The organism is Calothrix sp. UHCC 0171 (assembly GCF_034931845.1).
GTDB lineage: Bacteria > Cyanobacteriota > Cyanobacteriia > Cyanobacteriales > Nostocaceae > Brunnivagina.
Window position 1 is genome coordinate 103,874 of the sequence record NZ_JAYGHN010000001.1, and the last position, 17,087, is coordinate 120,960.

Annotated in this window: 10 protein-coding genes; 8 read left to right on the forward strand and 2 right to left on the reverse strand. The window is 39.0% G+C overall.

What is annotated here, in order from left to right:
- Window positions 1–1,000 precede the first annotated feature (1,000 nt).
- The 5 genes from VB733_RS00370 to VB733_RS00390 all read left to right on the forward strand — a co-directional run bounded on the left by VB733_RS00370 (window position 1,001) and on the right by VB733_RS00390 (window position 9,774).
- Window positions 1,001–1,570, forward strand: a complete 570-nt coding sequence (locus tag VB733_RS00370; protein ID WP_323338138.1) for a hypothetical protein — start codon at window positions 1,001–1,003, stop codon at window positions 1,568–1,570.
- 284 nt (window positions 1,571–1,854) lie between these two features.
- Window positions 1,855–3,168: an agenet domain-containing protein gene (locus VB733_RS00375; RefSeq protein WP_323338139.1), complete on the forward strand. Its 1,314-nt coding sequence runs from the start codon at window positions 1,855–1,857 to the stop codon at window positions 3,166–3,168.
- Between the two features lie 826 nt (window positions 3,169–3,994).
- On the forward strand, window positions 3,995–5,725 hold the full coding sequence (locus VB733_RS00380) for a SulP family inorganic anion transporter (protein WP_323338140.1): 1,731 nt from the start codon (window positions 3,995–3,997) through the stop codon (window positions 5,723–5,725).
- A gap of 198 nt (window positions 5,726–5,923) precedes the next feature.
- Window positions 5,924–7,330, forward strand: coding sequence for a cation:proton antiporter (locus VB733_RS00385; protein WP_323338141.1), 1,407 nt, complete (start codon window positions 5,924–5,926; stop codon window positions 7,328–7,330).
- A gap of 653 nt (window positions 7,331–7,983) precedes the next feature.
- Window positions 7,984–9,774 carry a tetratricopeptide repeat protein gene (locus VB733_RS00390; protein WP_323338142.1) on the forward strand — a complete coding sequence of 597 codons (1,791 nt, stop codon included), beginning with the start codon at window positions 7,984–7,986 and terminating at the stop codon, window positions 9,772–9,774.
- A gap of 52 nt (window positions 9,775–9,826) precedes the next feature.
- Here the strand turns inward: VB733_RS00390 and VB733_RS00395 are convergent, their stop codons facing one another.
- Window positions 9,827–10,519: a hypothetical protein gene (locus tag VB733_RS00395; RefSeq protein ID WP_323338143.1), complete on the reverse strand. Its 693-nt coding sequence runs from the start codon at window positions 10,517–10,519 to the stop codon at window positions 9,827–9,829.
- A gap of 573 nt (window positions 10,520–11,092) precedes the next feature.
- Between VB733_RS00395 and VB733_RS00400 the strand changes: the two genes are divergently transcribed.
- Both VB733_RS00400 and VB733_RS00405 read left to right on the forward strand, forming a co-directional pair.
- Window positions 11,093–12,076: a DUF1517 domain-containing protein gene (locus VB733_RS00400; protein WP_323338144.1), complete on the forward strand. Its 984-nt coding sequence runs from the start codon at window positions 11,093–11,095 to the stop codon at window positions 12,074–12,076.
- Window positions 12,077–12,366: 290 nt separating this feature from the next.
- A complete protein-coding gene (locus VB733_RS00405; protein ID WP_323338145.1) occupies window positions 12,367–12,816 on the forward strand; it encodes a hypothetical protein in 450 nt (149 codons plus the stop codon).
- 523 nt (window positions 12,817–13,339) lie between these two features.
- Here the strand turns inward: VB733_RS00405 and VB733_RS00410 are convergent.
- Window positions 13,340–13,654 carry an RNA-binding protein gene (locus VB733_RS00410; protein WP_323338146.1) on the reverse strand — a complete coding sequence of 105 codons (315 nt, stop codon included), beginning with the start codon at window positions 13,652–13,654 and terminating at the stop codon, window positions 13,340–13,342.
- A 701-nt stretch (window positions 13,655–14,355) separates the two neighbouring features.
- On the opposite strand from VB733_RS00410, the gene topA reads away from it, so the two are divergent.
- Complete coding sequence (gene topA, locus VB733_RS00415; RefSeq protein WP_323338147.1) at window positions 14,356–17,022, forward strand: type I DNA topoisomerase; 2,667 nt, start codon at window positions 14,356–14,358, stop codon at window positions 17,020–17,022.
- The last annotated feature ends 65 nt before the right edge of the window (window positions 17,023–17,087 follow it).

Here is a 17,087-nt window from a genome sequence, read left to right on the forward strand (position 1 = left end):
CGATCGCAATTTATTTTTGGTTTAGCTGTAAAGTAGGAACTTGTTAATCAAGCTCGGAGTTCCTAACGCACCAAATGCCCGCGAATGGTACGTTACGCTGTCGCTAACGTACCCTACGTATATTTTCAATAATCAAATCGGACTCCTATAAATATTTTTCAGTGTCATCATTAAAACTAAAAAAAATGAGAAAATTACTCCGAGTTAGTTGCGGATTATGGATTATAATTCAGGCACTTGCATTCATTAAAGTAGACCTAAATTTGATATCAATAGCTTGGTCTTCTGCGTCATCAGAGCATATATATTATCACTCATTTATTTTAATATTAGGTGTCTGTATGCTATTCATGGGCTATAAAGTCTTGAGATTTCGTAATGTAGTAGATTTTTATATAGGATTTATTCTTTTTTTGGTAGTACGTTTGATTCAGGCAGCTTATTTTCTAGTGAATAAATATCCGACTACATCACCTTATTCCTATTCCCATTTATCAGAATCTGAAATCACGTTTCAAATTTTTATTCATTTTTCGTCAATTGTTATATTCACTTATATAATTTTCCAAGAGAAGCGCAAACGTAGTTAGATAACTATTCAGGTATATGAAAGCATAGTTTAACCTGAGTTCGGGATAAGAAATCCTCAAAACCCTTGATTTCTCATTGTTCCGTCTGAAGCTCTGTTTCAATCTATTCTCAATAAGGCATATTGTTGATATTAGCCTCATTTGTAAGCCTTGTTGACAAAATGATTCCACTTTAATCGCTTCTTACATCACTTAGAGTTTTACTCAATCCTTACAGAATCAGCTTTTTAGCTTCTGGCTTAACCCGAAATCAGGTTAGTTTATAGCATTCCTCAAACAAATAAAGTATACCCCACCTGTGCTATCGCTAATTTTTTAACCTTTTTTTAGTTTGGTCTGCATAATAATTCGACTTCCAACCTAATTCTAAACAGTAATAACGGATGAACAAGTAATTGTGGAAGGATAAGATGAACAATTCTATTGTAAAAACTATTGCGATCGCAGGACTTTTAATTGGCTTCTCTGCACATAAGGCACAAGCTAATACCAATTTAGATTTCGAGTGTATGAAGTATTATGAATCTCAAAAGATAAGACTTGATGGTAAATTTAATCAACAGAAAAAAGTGTATGAATACTATTACCAAAATGGAGTTGAGCATTATGGACTAAGAAGTATTGCTACTTTTTTATCAAGAGATAGCTTCACATATCATAAATCTTCTATAGAAGTTGATGAATATAGTCAACCAGAAATAGAAGAACTATGCCAACGTCCCGCAGAAGATTCTCAACAGAAAAAAAACCCAGAACCACAAGTTAAAACTCAAGAATTACAAGAAATAGTTAGACAGGTAATTTCCGAGGAGTTGAAAAAGGCTTTACCCCCATTACAACCTCAAGTGAAAACGGAAGAATTGCGGGAAATAATTAGACAATTAATTGCTGAGGAATTGAAAACAAGCTTACCGCAAAGTCAACCACAAACCCAACCTGAAGCACAGACTGAAACTCAAACCCAGCCCAGTAATCCCTAGTTGTCAGAATTCTAAGTCAGTTAATCTCAAAAATTCAGTATTAAGGACATTGGCAGCAGAATTTTAGCAAGAGCTTCGATCGCGATCGCCGCAGCATTTACTCTAGAAAATATATATTCACACAACAGCGATACGTAATAATTCTTAAATCAACTGAAAAAAAGTTACTTAGCTGTCAAATTTGGGAATTCTACCAATATGGTTCAGTTAAAGCTTTGTGTTACTTCTCAGGGATAGCTGAACCCTGTGAAAACAACCACCATTTGAGGTTTTGAGAATTGGCTATGGATAAATCCATTATTCAACTGGTTGACGAGTTACCTAATGATAATATTACCGTTAAAGTCTTAAAGGCTCTCGATTTTGTAGCACCTGGTGAGTGGAATAATTTGCTAGGGTTTGACAATAGTATCCGGGCAATTACGGGAGAAACTGATGCGAATGTAATTCAGAAAATTCGCGATCGCGCGACAACTTTATATAATGACTCCCAACAGGGTTATCAAGCAGCCATCAAACTGTATCAAACCATTGATAAGGCAGATATGGTAATGGCAACGGCAGCTTTAGCGAGCAAAGTGGGCGAAAAAATCGCTTTTCTGTCTTTCTTAAATAACATCACTCCCAAGGCAGATGTCACCCAAACCATCGATCTAGTTCTGAAAATTGCGATCGAAATTATTGCTTTCTCCAAACTCAATGGGATTCCCCAACCTAATCCCCAAGCGTTTGTCAATGCTCTGGGCAGCCACTACCAAAATGAGTCCTTAATGCGGATGGTAGCTTTGGTTTGCATAGATGGAATTTTGCCCTTAGGTCCCGACTTTTTGGGTAAAATCCAAGCAATTATCACTAGTGCAGATACAAGTGCAATTACTCAAAATCCCCTCTTTTCAACCGTCAGCAGCACTCTCCCAGGTGACAACGCCAACGACAAACTGGGTTTTATTACTCAGGGTTTTAACTCGGTGCAAGGTTGGATGGGTAATTTAGTTACCAAGACGGGCGTAACACCCCAATCTATTTCTAGTCATCTCGGTAATTTTATTCAATTTGCTGACGATAACTTAGATTTTGTCGCTGCATTCCTAGACCAAACCACTAATTATTATGAACATACGGGAATTCAAACCGTAGCTCGGCATTTGATTTTGCAAGCTCACACTTTAGTGAAAGCAGAAATAGCCGCAGCGCCAAAACCCACACATGATACTCTTGCTAGCAATGCTTCTGCTGCAAACTCAGATAGTGATAAGTATGCAGTAGGACAAACAATAGAAGTCTGGGACAGTGAAGAAGAAGATTGGTATCGAGCAACGATTGAGAAAATTGCTGCTCAACAATTCTTCGTCAGTTATGTTGGTCAAGGTTCATCTAATGATGAATGGGTTGATGAAGAAGATATCCGCATTCGCGATCGCAATTCTATCGACGAAAATGGATATGCGATCGGTCAAAAAGTCAAGGTTTGGGATGAAGATGAAGAAGATTGGTTTTCGGCAATTATTGGTAAAGCCCAAGGTCAGCAATACTTTGTACAGTATGTGGGTTACGACTCATCCTATGATGAATGGGTTGACTTGGATGAAATATCCTAAATCTTCCTAAAATATTCCTAAATTTTCCTAAAAAGTAGGGATGCAATAAATATCGCATCCCTATTCATTTAAAATATGACCTATCTCCTGCCATCAGAGAAGATATTGGGTTCAGTTTCATTGAATTCACGTGAGATGAGGAGGGCAATTTCTTTTGCTATAAATTTCCTTTATATTATAAATAATTTACGAGTAATTTAAAAGCATATATAGATTAAATACTATGGAAGATATTTAATATTTGTTTTATATTTATTATTCCCAGATTGACCACTGAGACAAGAAAAGCTGTAAGCTATAAATTATCGAATTAATTCTCGTGTCTAGTGATACTAAAACTAGCTAGAGAGCTTTTTAATTGCTGTAATTAATTGATTTGTTCTTTTGGGAATTGACAATTAATGATGCAATCCATCAGGACAACATATGTGCAAGGAGTAAATTTTTGTTCCTTGTACTTTCTTACATTACCTAAAAATAGTATCTACATTTTAAGGAGTAATGTCTCACTAATTTAATCAAGTTATTTCAGACTACAAAAAATCACCAAAGTAACTTTGAAGCTACTTTTAAAATCTTGGCGATCGCAAAAACTAAGTGGATTAAATAACAAAACTGAAAAATTTTAATCTTCCCTTGGAATTGTTCCCAAGCATTTGTGATGACAAAATGACAAAAAGATAGTGATTTAGTAATTTTTGAATACAAATTATCAGCAAATATTAACTCAATCAATTTTGCTGAAGTCAATAAATCAAAGATTTGCCGCCAAGTACATTTGCAAATATCTAATTCAAGCAGCCAACATTATTAATTTTTTCGAGCAATGGGAATAACCAACAAAATCCATTTCCGCAATTTACGCGGTGATATCTTCGGTGGTGTAACTGCCGCAATTGTTTCTCTGCCACTGGCATTAGCTTTCGGTGTTGCTTCCGGGGCTGGTGCAGTTGCCGGTCTTTATGGTGCAGTCTGCGTTGGCTTTTTTGCTGCCTTATTTGGTGGGACTCCAACGCTGATTTCTGAACCAACTGGACCGATGACGGTAGTCATTACTACTATCATTGCTTCTCTCACAGCAACTAACCCAGAAAATGGTTTGGCAATGGCTTTTACTGTTGTCATGTTAGCTGGGATATTCCAAATTCTGTTCGGCATCCTTAAATTGGGTAAATATATTACCTTGATGCCTTACAGCGTTATTTCCGGCTTTATGTCGGGTATCGGAGTCATTCTGATTATTCTGCAAATTGCTCCCTTCGTCGGACAGGCAAACCCCAAAGGTGGGGTGTTGGGAATGGTACAAAATCTGCCCAATTTGTTATCAAATATTAATCCTGCGGAGCTAACATTAGGGCTACTAACACTGGCAATTATTTTCTTCATGCCAGCCAAAATCAAACGCATTGTACCACCTCAACTCGTTGCTTTGATTGTGGGTACAGTGGTTTCTTTAACTGTGTTTAGTAATGTTGAAAGCATTAGAAGAATTGGTGAGATTCCCGTTGGTTTACCGACGATTCAAATGCCCACATTTACACCTGGTCAAGTCACAGTCATGTTGCTTGACGGTGTCATGTTAGGTTTATTGGGATGTATTGATACCCTGCTAACTGCGGTAGTTGCTGATAGTTTGACCCGTACCGAACACAAATCAAATAAAGAGTTAATTGGTCAAGGTATTGCTAACGTGGTTTCTGGTTTATGCGGTGGTTTACCTGGTGCAGGTGCCACAATGGGAACAGTTGTCAATATTCAAACTGGGGCAAAAACTGCGGTTTCTGGTTTGACTCGTGCGTTGGTTTTGCTAGTTGTGGTTTTGGGTGCAGCAAAGTTAACTCAACCCATCCCGATGGCTGTACTTGCGGGGATTGCACTGAAAGTTGGTATTGATATTCTCGACTGGAGTTTCTTGAAGCGATCGCACAAAGTATCGCTCAAGGGTTCCATCATTATGTATGGTGTGTTGTTGCTGACGGTATTTGTCGATTTGATTGTGGCAGTTGGTGTTGGTGTATTCATTGCCAATATCTTGACAATCGAAACGTTATCGGAATTGCAAGGTCAAGAAGTTAAAACCATCACTGATGCAGACAATGCAATTGTGCTGACACCGGAAGAAAAACGCTTGTTTGAATTAGCAAATGGTCGCGTATTACTATTTTACTTGAGCGGTTCCATGATATTCGGTGTATCCAAAGCGATCGCACGGGAACATACAGCAATGGCAGATAGCGATGTGTTAATTATGGATTTGAGTGATGTCTCCAAGGTAGGTGTCACTGCTGCTCTAGCATTAGAGAATGTCATCAAGGAAACAGCAGAAAGTGGTCGTCAAGTCTTAATAATTATGACTGCGGCTAAAGTTAAGAAGCGTTTTGAGAAATTAGGAATTTTCCAAATCGTACCCCAAGAGAACGTATTTACCGAACGTGCTGAAGCTTTGAAACAAGCATTGACAATGGTTAATCCCAGTTATGCGAATGTTTCCACATCTTCGGAATATGGTTCACAAGACGATTCCTTTGGCTATTCTACCCAGCCAGGAAGTATTTGATCCAAGAACTTAATCTAAGGAGATTTCCAGGAAATAATGTACCGAAAATTGTTGTAAGCTGTGGCGCATTTAATTTGTATATTAGACGCGGGCATCTTGCCCGCACTACAGTAATTTGACGTTTTCGCCTTATACAATTTAGCCGCACATCAGCTTAGTCTCTACATTCCCAAACAATTCATGCCACAGAAATAGAAGATGACTTTTTTAAACCCAGTAAATATCCTTACCCCTGTATCAAAGCTGATTTCCCAATCTTTACTGGCAACAGCTACCCCATCTGAATATAGTCCTATTGTTCTCACCGGAGTATTACTGAGCTTAATTGTTGTTTATATTGCCAGTAAAATCGGTGGGGAAGTTTCTCGGAAACTAGACTTACCACCAGTTTTAGGTGAATTAGTCGCTGGTGTCATCGTTGGTGCTTCCGCTTTACATCTTTTGGTATTTCCTGAAGGTGGTGCCGAAGCTTCCAACTCTGTAATTATGGGAATTTTGCAATTCATTAGCAATCTGACTCCCGATGCGGCAACCTCAATTTTTGAAGCTCAAAGTGAAGTTGTTTCCGTTTTAGCGGAAATTGGGGTGATAATTCTCCTGTTTGAAATTGGTTTAGAATCAGATTTAAAAGAATTAACAAAAGTTGGATATCAAGCAACAGTTGTAGCTTGTGTGGGTGTGGCAGTTCCCTTTGTTGCGGGTACAGTTGGGTTAATTTATTTCTTCCATTTTCCCGCGATTCCAGCCATTTTTGCAGGTGCAGCACTGACAGCCACAAGTATTGGGATTACCTCCAAAGTGCTTTCGGAAATTGGTCAACTCAAATCCCGTGAAGGTCAAATTATTGTTGGTGCTGCGGTAATTGACGACATTCTCGGAATCATTGTGTTAGCAGTAGTTGCGAGTTTGGCAAAAACAGGTGAAGTTGATATTGCCAACGTTATCTACTTGATTGTCAGCGCCACCACATTTTTGATTGGTTCGATATTACTCGGAAAGTTCTTTAATAAATCCTTTGTGGGGATTGCCGATAAGTTGCAAACGCGAGGTAATATAATTATTCCCGCATTAGTATTTGCCTTTTTTATGGCTTTTATTGGTAACGCCATTCATTTAGAAGCCATTTTGGGTGCGTTTGCTGCGGGTTTGGTACTTGATGAAACCGACAAACGTAAAGAACTCGACGAGCAAGTAAAACCGATCGCTGATGTTTTAGTTCCTGTATTCTTTGTTACAGTTGGCGCAAAAGTTGACCTCAGTGTCCTGAATCCGGCAATTCCTAGCAACCGGGAAGGATTATTTATTGCCACATTTTTGATTGCGATCGCAATTATCGGTAAACTCGTCACAGGTTGGGCAGTATTTGGACAACCGGGAATTAATCGGGTGGCGATTGGTGTGGGGATGATTCCCCGTGGTGAGGTTGGTTTGGTGTTTGCGGGGATTGGTTCTGCCAGTGGTGTTTTGGATAAACCATTGCAAGCCGCAATTATTATGATGGTGATTTTGACAACGTTTATTGCTCCACCATTGTTGAGGTTAGCGTTTAAGGAACCAGTGGAACCGCAGAAACCATTGGAAAAGGAAGCTGATGTGATTAGTTAAAGTGATACAGGTAAAAGTTAAAGTTTTGGCTTTTACCTTTTTTGATAATTATTGAGGTAATACAGGATTCTCGTCATTGCGTGTAATTAGAGGTACATTTTAGATGTTTTCTTACTGCGTCCTCTAACAGTATCCAATCTTGCTTGTTAGTAAATTAGTAAATTAACTTTCATCTAACAAATTCATTCTCTATTACAGCTTCACCCTGTATATTGTTATATTTATTTACAGAAATTAATATCATTATCCAAAAAATCTAATCTTATTACAAAAATCTTTATGATTATTATTGAAATGAAAACTAAAACATAGGTAAGTTTACTCTAATATTAACTATAAATAAATACCCCTCTTTTGTCAGATTGGGAGAATCTAATCGCCCAAACAGTTACAGGGCTTTAATTTCCACGTTTTGTCTATAAATTTTAGTTTCTGTTAGAAAATAAAGGCTCAAACCTTGATGAAATCAAAGTCTCAGAATCAGCCTGAGATTATTGTTTTCCGAGAGTGACAAAACAGGGATACAGTAGATTCTGGCTTTGTGAGGTACATGTATTGTAGAAGCGAAAGACTATTCGCCCCTATTGTTGTACTTCATTTACCTGAAAAGCACTGTAAATTATGATATTTAGCGTTTTTGGAGGTTGACTGTGATGTTCAGAAAATTTCCATCTTGTACTAGTCGTATATTATTGTCCAAAAAATTTTTAACTAGGTTTTTAATTACTCTTCTTTCTATTGGATTTCTTTCTACTGGTATCGCAAGTACCTCGGCATCTCCTATTTCAAGCTTAACTAACGAGGAAAAAAAGGAAATTGAAGAGTTTCTCCAACACAGTAATACAGTTCATGACATTGTTCAAGAAGAAGTTTCAGATTCGCTAGGTCGATTTTTAGGTATTTTAGCTTTACTAGGTACTCTGGCTGGTTTTGCACTCAAATTCTGGGTAGATTACTTTATGAAAGAGCAAATGACAAAAGAGTTTATCAAATCTAAAGAGGATATAAAATCTGAGTTTCGTGCTGAATCAGTAAAGCTGATGGAGAATACATCTGGTCTTTTGGGACTTGTGGTTTCAATAGAAGATATTAAGGTTCTTTCTGATTCTAGATTTTCCCCTATCTCTACAGAATCACTCCAAACAATTGAGAATTACCCAGATATTCTTGAAAAGTTTAAGGAAAGCTTTAAATTAACAGCTTTACCAGCAAGTTTTAATGTCAAATTAGGAGATGTGTTGTTTCTAATAGGTAGATATAAACTGATAAATTCAGATTCAAATCATGATGAAAATGAAAGAGAAAAAGCAATACAGTATTTCAAGAAAGCAATAGATATCTACAAAGAGGCTTTTGAGATATTTTCCAGGCAAGAAAAATTATTAAGAGGAGTAGATCGTAATTTTTTGGCTGAAGTTTTATGCAAAAAGGGTAATGCTTGGTCTGCTATAGGTCAATATAAACAAGCAATTCGCGAATATGAAGATGCATTGGAAATTAGTAAAGATTATTATTGGGCTATACACTCTCAGGGAGATGCACTAGCAAGATTAGTCAATAAATCCAAAGAAGCACATGAGAAATATGATGAAGCTCTCAAAATTAAAGCACCTGAAAATTGGATAGCGGAAACCCATTATAAAAAAGGGCTTTTGTATGCTAGTGAGAATAAAGATATTGAAGCAATAAATAGTTATGAAGAATCTCTAAAGTTTAATCCTGATAATACCAGCTCAGGACAGGCATGGGTTTTTCATAGCTTAGGTGATTCACTTACTAAACTAGGAAAAGATGAAGAGGCAATTCAAAAGTATGAAGAAGCTATAAGAATTAATCCTCGCCAATATCAGAGTTTATATAGATTGGGTGATGTGTTATGCAAATTAGGTGGTTCTGATAACTTTAATAAAGCTATTGAAAAATATGAGCGCGCATCAGAAATAGCTTCTGAAGATGGTGTTGATGACTATGAGATTCAGCAAAAGCTTGGAAATGCTTATCTTCGACTTGGAAACTATTCCAACGCAATAATTCATTATGATAAAGCAATAAAGCTTGGAAGTACATCTTTTAGAATGTGGGCTTGTCGTGCATATGCGAATGAAAAACTATTACGTGTTGAAACATTTTCCGAGACTGAAAAACAGGAACATGATAAAACTATATTAGAAGATCGTAAGATAGCAATTCAAAAGGTTAATGATGAGAATCATAAGCTCTGGGGGAATAGGCATAATCAGCTTATCGAACAAGCTACAACCTTTTATGAGCGTTCAGTTTTACATGCTTTAGCTCATGAAAGAGAATATGCACTTACAGAACTAAGCAAAGCAATCCAGTTGAATGAACAATGTCAAGAATGGGCAAAAATGGAGATAGGATTTCTTCCACTTCAAACAGATTGTGAGTTTAAGAAGTTAATAGAGAATAAAGAAATTAAGTAGTAAACTTACCGCAAGTTTAAAGTCAAAATATGGCTGATATTATGGGCTCCTCCTAACTATCCATACTAGTTTCCCAATTTTTAAAGATATCTTCTTTAATTTGTTTTTTCGCTCGTGCGATCGCATTTTCTTTTCGAGAATAACGTCGCCATTTTCTGTTTAATTCCAAAAATAATAGTTCTCTGTTTTGGATACGATAATGCCAGCGATTATTTTGATTTTTGTGCAGGTGAATTTTATACCCTTTGTAAATAACAATACTCTCAAGTTCTTCGTCATCCTCAAGATATTCTACACGTACTAAATCACCAGTATTATCTATTTTCCTAATTGGATAAAATTTAGGAGCAAGCAAAAGTTTAATAATTTTATTAACTAAACTTTGCACGTTACTATCTGTGTCAATATCAAAATATAGTTTAATTTCTGGTTTATTTCTTAATTCTTGTTGCAATTCTTGAGCAAATTTGTTAATTGCTTCTACAGGATTTTCGGCTATAGCTATCATCCGATGAAACACATCACTCAATTCATCCAATGTTAGAGAAATATCGCTACTCATTTGAATTTGAAAATTCCCTATATAAATATAATGTTTCTCGCTACTTCTACTGAAAATAGTCACGCTCAAATTACCATCTTTTCTATCTATTATTTTTGTATTGATTAATTCTACATTTTCATGAGAATTTATAATTGCTAATTTATTTCTTCTCTTCTCTGCAATATTGCCTTGAATCAGCAAAAATAAACCCAATAAAAATAAAATTAATCCGACTAAAGTATTAACAGGGCTTCTGACAAAAGCCGAATAAACTAGTACACATAATAAAATTCCCAGGACTAAGTATATTATCTTACTTCGCAAAGATAATTTGCGATTGCTAAATAGGGATGCATCCTGTAACTTCTCTCTCACAAAATACATTGTATAACCACTAATTATGATGACAAAAGTCTCTATTCTTAATACTTCACATACTGCGATCGGATTTTCATATCCAGATTAATATTATGTAATCTAAATATTGCTGAAGAATTGCGATCGCACTTATTACCCTAATGAAATTATAGAGAAATTTAATCTTTAATTAATTTTCTAGAATCATCATCTCTCTACCCCTTCTCCAGTACGGTTATCCCCTCAGAAATCCGCCTAGAGTTTGCTGTCCTCACCTGTAAAGAAGCGGTAAATTATAGAAGGTAGCTCAGAGCCTTACTGACTTGTGGTTACTCATCAAAAGCTGGCGTTAACAAGCAAGCGCAACACTCCTATACGATTGGGAGATATAACCAAGAAATTTTTCAGGAATGCGTTATGCGTAAAAGACTACAACAGACTATCAAACATCCTTTTAAAGCCTTACTAAAATCGCTGTTCCTTATATGTCTTGTCTTCGGCTTGGCATTTGGTCATGCTGATGGAGCGCTAGCAGCCCGCAGTGGAGGTAGAATTGGTGGTGGCTCCTTCCGGATGCCATCTTCTAGCCGTCCTTACAGCGCCCCACGAACCTATGCACCTGGTGGTGGATATGGTGGTGGGTATGGTGGTGGATTTGGTTTTCCATTCCTACTTCCCTTATGGGGATTTGGTGGATTTGGTAGCTTATTTGGCATTTTGATATTTTTTGCCGTTGCTAATTTCCTCCTCCAAAGTTTTCGTCGTGCTGGTAGCGGTGACAGTTACGAAGAAGCTTATACCCCTAACCCCACTGTATCGGTGACTCGTTTACAAGTTGGGATGTTGGCAAGCGCACGGGGGTTACAACAAGAACTCGATCGCATTGCGGAAACTGCTGATACTGATAGCACAGCAGGACGTGCAGAAGTCTTGCAAGAAGCTAGTTTGGCACTACTTCGTCACCCCGAATATTGGGTATATGCAGGTGGCGGTACACAGCAAGCGAGACTCACTTCTGCCGAAAGCGAATTTAACCGTTTGTCTTTAGCTGAACGCAGTAAGTTTACTGAAGAAACACTGTCGAACGTTAACAACCAACTCAAAGGCAATATTGAGAATCAAGCTGCTTTACCTGGTGATGAAATCGATAATCCCACAACTCTAATTACTGAGGGACCAGGGGAGTATATTATTGTTACACTTTTAGCAGCAACTCTCGGTAAATACGATATTCCCGCAATTAACAGCGCTGATGATTTGCGTCAAGCATTGCGTCAAATTGGTAGCATTCCCAGCGATAAATTACTCGCGATCGAAGTTTTGTGGACTCCGCAAGCTGAAGGAGATACACTCACTTCTGATGATTTGCTAGCTGAATATGCTGATTTGAAATTGGTGTAATTAAGTTAATCTAACTAGTCTGCTTAATTTGCGGAATGTTAATTCAAAAATAATTCAAAGAAACCGACTTCCTCGTGGAGCCGGTTTTTTGTACTGTTATAGATTCAATGTGTTGAATAATACATTATTAGGGTAGTGCTGAGGGAAAAATGACACCCTTCCACAGTAACTCTTCCCCTTTCACCTTCTCACCTGTAGTCTATATACAGATTTAGATTTAGTCTCGACAATATTGAGTCTACACAAAAATATTCCCAGTGCTTATTTAATGATTTATGAGAGCCAATTTTATGAGTGAAGATTTAACACAACAATGGTTAACGGAGATTCAAGCGCTAAAACAACAAGTCGCAGAAGCGATGACAGGGCGTGATGAAGCCTGGGAGAGTGCGGAAAAATGGCGTAAACTCTACAACACCGAATCCGAACAACGTCGCAGTGATTCGCAATTATTACAACAGGAAGTTGCAACCCTAAAAGCCGAAATCAAGAAAATCAAAGGTATTGATGAAACAGTGCTTCCAGATGGAGATACTAATGCTGCCATTCAAACAGAAATTTCCCAAATCGAGTCACTGCAAGAATTACAAACAAAACTTATCACAGTCACCAAAGAACGCGATCGCTTGTTAATTGCTTTGAAAACAGAGCAAGAGAACCATTCTCAAACACGTAAAAGTCTCACTACTGCTCTTGGTGATGCGATCGATAGTTTAACCAAGGAAAGAACTGCTAGATAGCGAGCTGATACCAATTCACAATTCGCAAGTCGCAATGCTTCCTTCGGAAGAGCTTCGCTAACGCAATTAAAAAACTTAGATGCAGCAAAGCTTTCAGGATTTACATCTGTATCAGATTTTTCGTGAAATGGTATGACGGGTGTAGTTTTTTTAAAATCAGGAGGTGAGCGATTACATCGATAAAAGAAAGAAAATAGAGGTAGCAAAACCAAACGGGGTGAAAGAGAAAATGCTGAGAAGCTTTTCATAAACCTAAACCGCTCAGACTCCTACAAGTCCGGCTAATCAGTCATTATTAATTTGTCTCCACGCCCCCTATCTCCCAATCTCCGCGTCGGCTTTATCGTCATTATTTAGGCAACCTGATATAATTTCCCAATATAAAAAAGCAGACTAGTAAACTACTCATCTGCCATTAAACATAATATTAAATAGTGATTAGCAAATATTCCTTTTATGTCTTTTTGACAAGACAACTTCAGCTTTGCTGTATCAACATACTCAAGATTTTAAAAACAAGCTATTAAAACCGTCTTGAATAGCCGTCATCACCACCTTTATTCCAATTACCGCCGCCAGAGCGACTGCCCCTGTCTTCTTTCGGTCTTGCTTTGTTAACTTTCAGTGCCCGACCCATCCATTCCGCACCATCCAGTGCTTCAATGGCGGCAGACTCAGCAGTATCACTTTCCATTTCGACAAAACCAAAACCGCGAGCACGACCTGTCTCCCGGTCGGTTGGCAATTGCACCCTTGTGACGGTGCCATATTCAGAAAAAACCTTTGTTAAGTCGTCTTGTGTGACGCTGTAGGATAGGTTACCTACGTAGATTGACATGAAATGAAACTCTCCAGAATCCAATGATGCAGAGACGTTTATCCGGAGAGCCGCTTGCTAATTGGTATAAAAACAAGAACTGTACCGCCGAATTTACTTCTCCAAACATATCCTAACACAACTTCAATTAGCTGCTAGTCTGCCTTCTGACATCTGGAATTCCGTAATTGAGGATAGGTTTTTCCTAAGTATAATATTTTACTGATGGTTAATATTGATTTTTGTTGATGGATTGGTCGCTAGGATCGATAAAAATGGTAAAAAGCTTGCTTAGGGATATTGTTGAATATAGGCGATCGCTCCAATTATTTTCGTCACCTCAAAAATTTGCAAATCAAAATTCAAATAAAAAATTGACTATTATTTGTCTGACTTCCAAAATATTGCAGTAGAATGACAGCCTGGATTTGATGGGATTTTTATAAGTGTTATCCTGAATCTCCAAACTGGGGTATGGGTAAAAGCCCTACTTGCCTTGACTCGCAAGTCCCTTGCGGTTTTGGCAGAATGAATAAAAATTAAATAAGCGCAAAATAAAGATAAACTACTGGTCTACTATACTTCAGGCATGATTTGCCAATAACACTCGCCAAATTAGCAAAATATAAGTTAAAGATTGAAATAGCTGGAATTCACACCCGCGTGTCACCAGCCCTTGACTGTTTAGCCTAGCAGCTTTTCTTTTTTTTTTTGAAATTTCCATGTCAACCCTCGTCATCGTTGAATCTCCGACCAAAGCTCGTACCATTCGCAACTACCTTCCGGCAGGATATAAGGTAGAAGCATCAATGGGTCATGTGCGTGACCTGCCACAGTCGGCTAGCGAAATTCCCACCGCAGTCAAAGCAGAAAAATGGGCACAACTCGGGGTGAATGTAGATGCCGACTTTGAACCTCTGTATGTCATCCCCAAGGACAAAAAGAAAATCGTCAGCCAACTCAAAGACGCTCTCAAAGGTGTCACTGAACTGATATTGGCGACTGACGAAGACCGAGAAGGAGAAAGCATCAGTTGGCATTTGTACCAGTTGCTCAATCCCAAAATTCCCACCAAGCGGATGGTGTTTCACGAGATTACCAAAGAAGCGATTCAAAAAGCCTTGAAAAATTGCCGCACCATCGATGAAAAGGTGGTTCGTGCCCAAGAAACTCGGCGCATTTTGGATCGACTTGTCGGTTATACCCTCTCACCCCTCCTGTGGAAAAAAATTTCCTTTGGGCTTTCGGCTGGTCGTGTCCAGTCGGTTGCAGTAAGACTTTTGGTGACAAAAGAACGACAGCGACGCGCATTTCGCACGGGCGCATTTTGGGATTTAAAAGCTAGTTTGTTACATACTAAAACTGGCTTTAGCGCTGTTTTAGTCAGTGTTGCGGGCAAGAAAGTTGCCACAGGCAGCGATTTTGACTCCACCACCGGACAAATAGCTGCTGGACGCAATGTCGTCTTGCTCAACGAAGCCCAAGCCGAAGCTTTAAGAACAAAACTAGTGGGTAAAGCTTGGTCGGTGACGGATTTAGAAGAACGTCCCGTCACCCGCAAGCCCTATCCACCATTTACAACTTCCACCTTGCAGCAGGAAGCCAACCGCAAACTTCGCTTTTCGGCACGGGATACCATGCGGATTGCTCAAAGTTTGTACGAGCAAGGTTATATCACGTACATGCGTACTGACTCGGTACATTTGTCTGAGCAAGCTGTTGTTGCTGCTCGCGACTGTGTAGAAAAGCTTTATGGCAAGGAATATCTCAGCCCTAGCCCCCGTCAATACACAACGAAATCTAAGGGGGCACAGGAAGCACACGAAGCTATCCGTCCCGCAGGTAATACCTTCCGTACCCCCCAAGAAACCGGTTTAAATCCGAGCGATCGCGAATTTAAACTTTACGATCTTATTTGGAAACGCACCGTTGCTTGTCAAATGGCTGATTCGCGGCAAACGCAAATCACAATCCAATTACAAGTTGAGGATGCTGGTTTTCGTTCTTCTGGGAAGCGGATCGATTTTGAGGGCTATCTCCGCGCATATGTCGAAGGTTCTGATGATCCCGACGCAGCCTTGGAGAATATGGAGGTGATCCTGCCGAACCTCAAAATTGGTGATCAACCCGAATGTACTGAGTTAGAAAACATCAAGCATGAAACTCAACCACCAGCGAGATATACGGAAGCAAGTCTGGTGAAAACTCTGGAAAGTGAAGGGATTGGGCGACCAAGTACCTACGCGAGTATTATCGGTACTATTATTGACAAGGGTTATGCACAGCTAACCAATAATGCTCTTGTGCCTACGTTTACAGCATTTGCAGTCACAGACTTGCTGGAAAAACATTTCCCCGACATCGTAGACCCCAGTTTTACCTCCAAAATGGAGCAAACCCTGGATGATATTGCTGCGGGGGAAGCGCAATGGTTGCCCTATTTGCGAGACTTTTATATGGGTGACAAGGGGCTAGAAACCCTAGTCAGAGAGCAAGACAGCAAAATTGACAAAGACGCAGCGCGGACGGTGGAATTAAATATTCCTGATGTCAAAGTCCGGATTGGTAAATTTGGTGCCTATATTGAAGCTAGTAATGGTGAAACTTCTGTCACTGCCTCAATTCCCAGAGACCTGACCCCTGCTGACCTCGATTTGGAGAAAATCCAAACCATTATTCGTCAAAAAACCGAAGGACCCGACGAACTAGGTCGCCATCCGGAAACTGGAGAACCAATATATATCAAGATTGGCGCTTATGGTCCCTATGTGCAGTTGGGGGACAAAACAGAGGAAAATCCAAAGCCGAAGCAAGTTTCTTTGCCCAAGGGTGTAACTCCAGAAACCGCAACCCTGGAAATGGCTGTGGGTTTGTTGGCATTACCTCGGACTTTAGGGATGCATCCGGAAACTGGTGCCAAAATTCAAGCTAGTTTGGGTAGGTTTGGTCCCTATATTGTTCACGATCAAGGTAAGGATGGCAAAGATTATCGATCACTCAAGGCAAGTGATAATGTCTTGACGGTGACTTTGGAAAGGGCTTTGGAAATACTCTCCGAACCGAAGAAGGGACGGGCCAGTAGTAAATCGAAAGCTGCTTTACGTGAATTAGGGGTGCATCCTGATGATGAGCAACCCATTAATATTTATGACGGTCCCTACGGACCTTACATAAAATATGGTAAGACCAACGTCAGTATTCCTGAAGGTAGTACAGTGGAGGATGTAACTCTGGAAATTGCGCTGGAGTTGTTAGCTAGCAAGTCATCGAGTGGTAAATCAACTCGTAAGACTGCAAGTAAGTCGAAAAGTACCAGCACAAAATCGACTACTAAAGCTTCTACCAAAAAATCTACTAAGTCTTCTACAACTGCTACTAAAAAACAGTAGTTATGGGAGGAAGATGTGGAGGGGGAGACAGGGAGAGACAAGTTCTAGATTGATTATTCCTGTCC

What these genes read in the sequence shown, in the direction of transcription:
- VB733_RS00370 (WP_323338138.1), top strand. Translation starts at nt 1,001, where the DNA reads ATGAACAATTCTATTGTAAAAACTATTGCGATCGCAGGACTTTTAATT.
- VB733_RS00380 (WP_323338140.1), top strand. Translation starts at nt 3,995, where the DNA reads ATGGGAATAACCAACAAAATCCATTTCCGCAATTTACGCGGTGATATC.
- VB733_RS00400 (WP_323338144.1), top strand. Translation starts at nt 11,093, where the DNA reads ATGCGTAAAAGACTACAACAGACTATCAAACATCCTTTTAAAGCCTTA.
- VB733_RS00390 (WP_323338142.1), top strand. Translation starts at nt 7,984, where the DNA reads ATGTTCAGAAAATTTCCATCTTGTACTAGTCGTATATTATTGTCCAAA.
- VB733_RS00375 (WP_323338139.1), top strand. Translation starts at nt 1,855, where the DNA reads ATGGATAAATCCATTATTCAACTGGTTGACGAGTTACCTAATGATAAT.
- topA (WP_323338147.1), top strand. Translation starts at nt 14,356, where the DNA reads ATGTCAACCCTCGTCATCGTTGAATCTCCGACCAAAGCTCGTACCATT.
- VB733_RS00405 (WP_323338145.1), top strand. Translation starts at nt 12,367, where the DNA reads ATGAGTGAAGATTTAACACAACAATGGTTAACGGAGATTCAAGCGCTA.
- VB733_RS00385 (WP_323338141.1), top strand. Translation starts at nt 5,924, where the DNA reads ATGACTTTTTTAAACCCAGTAAATATCCTTACCCCTGTATCAAAGCTG.
- VB733_RS00410 (WP_323338146.1), bottom strand. Translation starts at nt 13,654, where the DNA reads ATGTCAATCTACGTAGGTAACCTATCCTACAGCGTCACACAAGACGAC.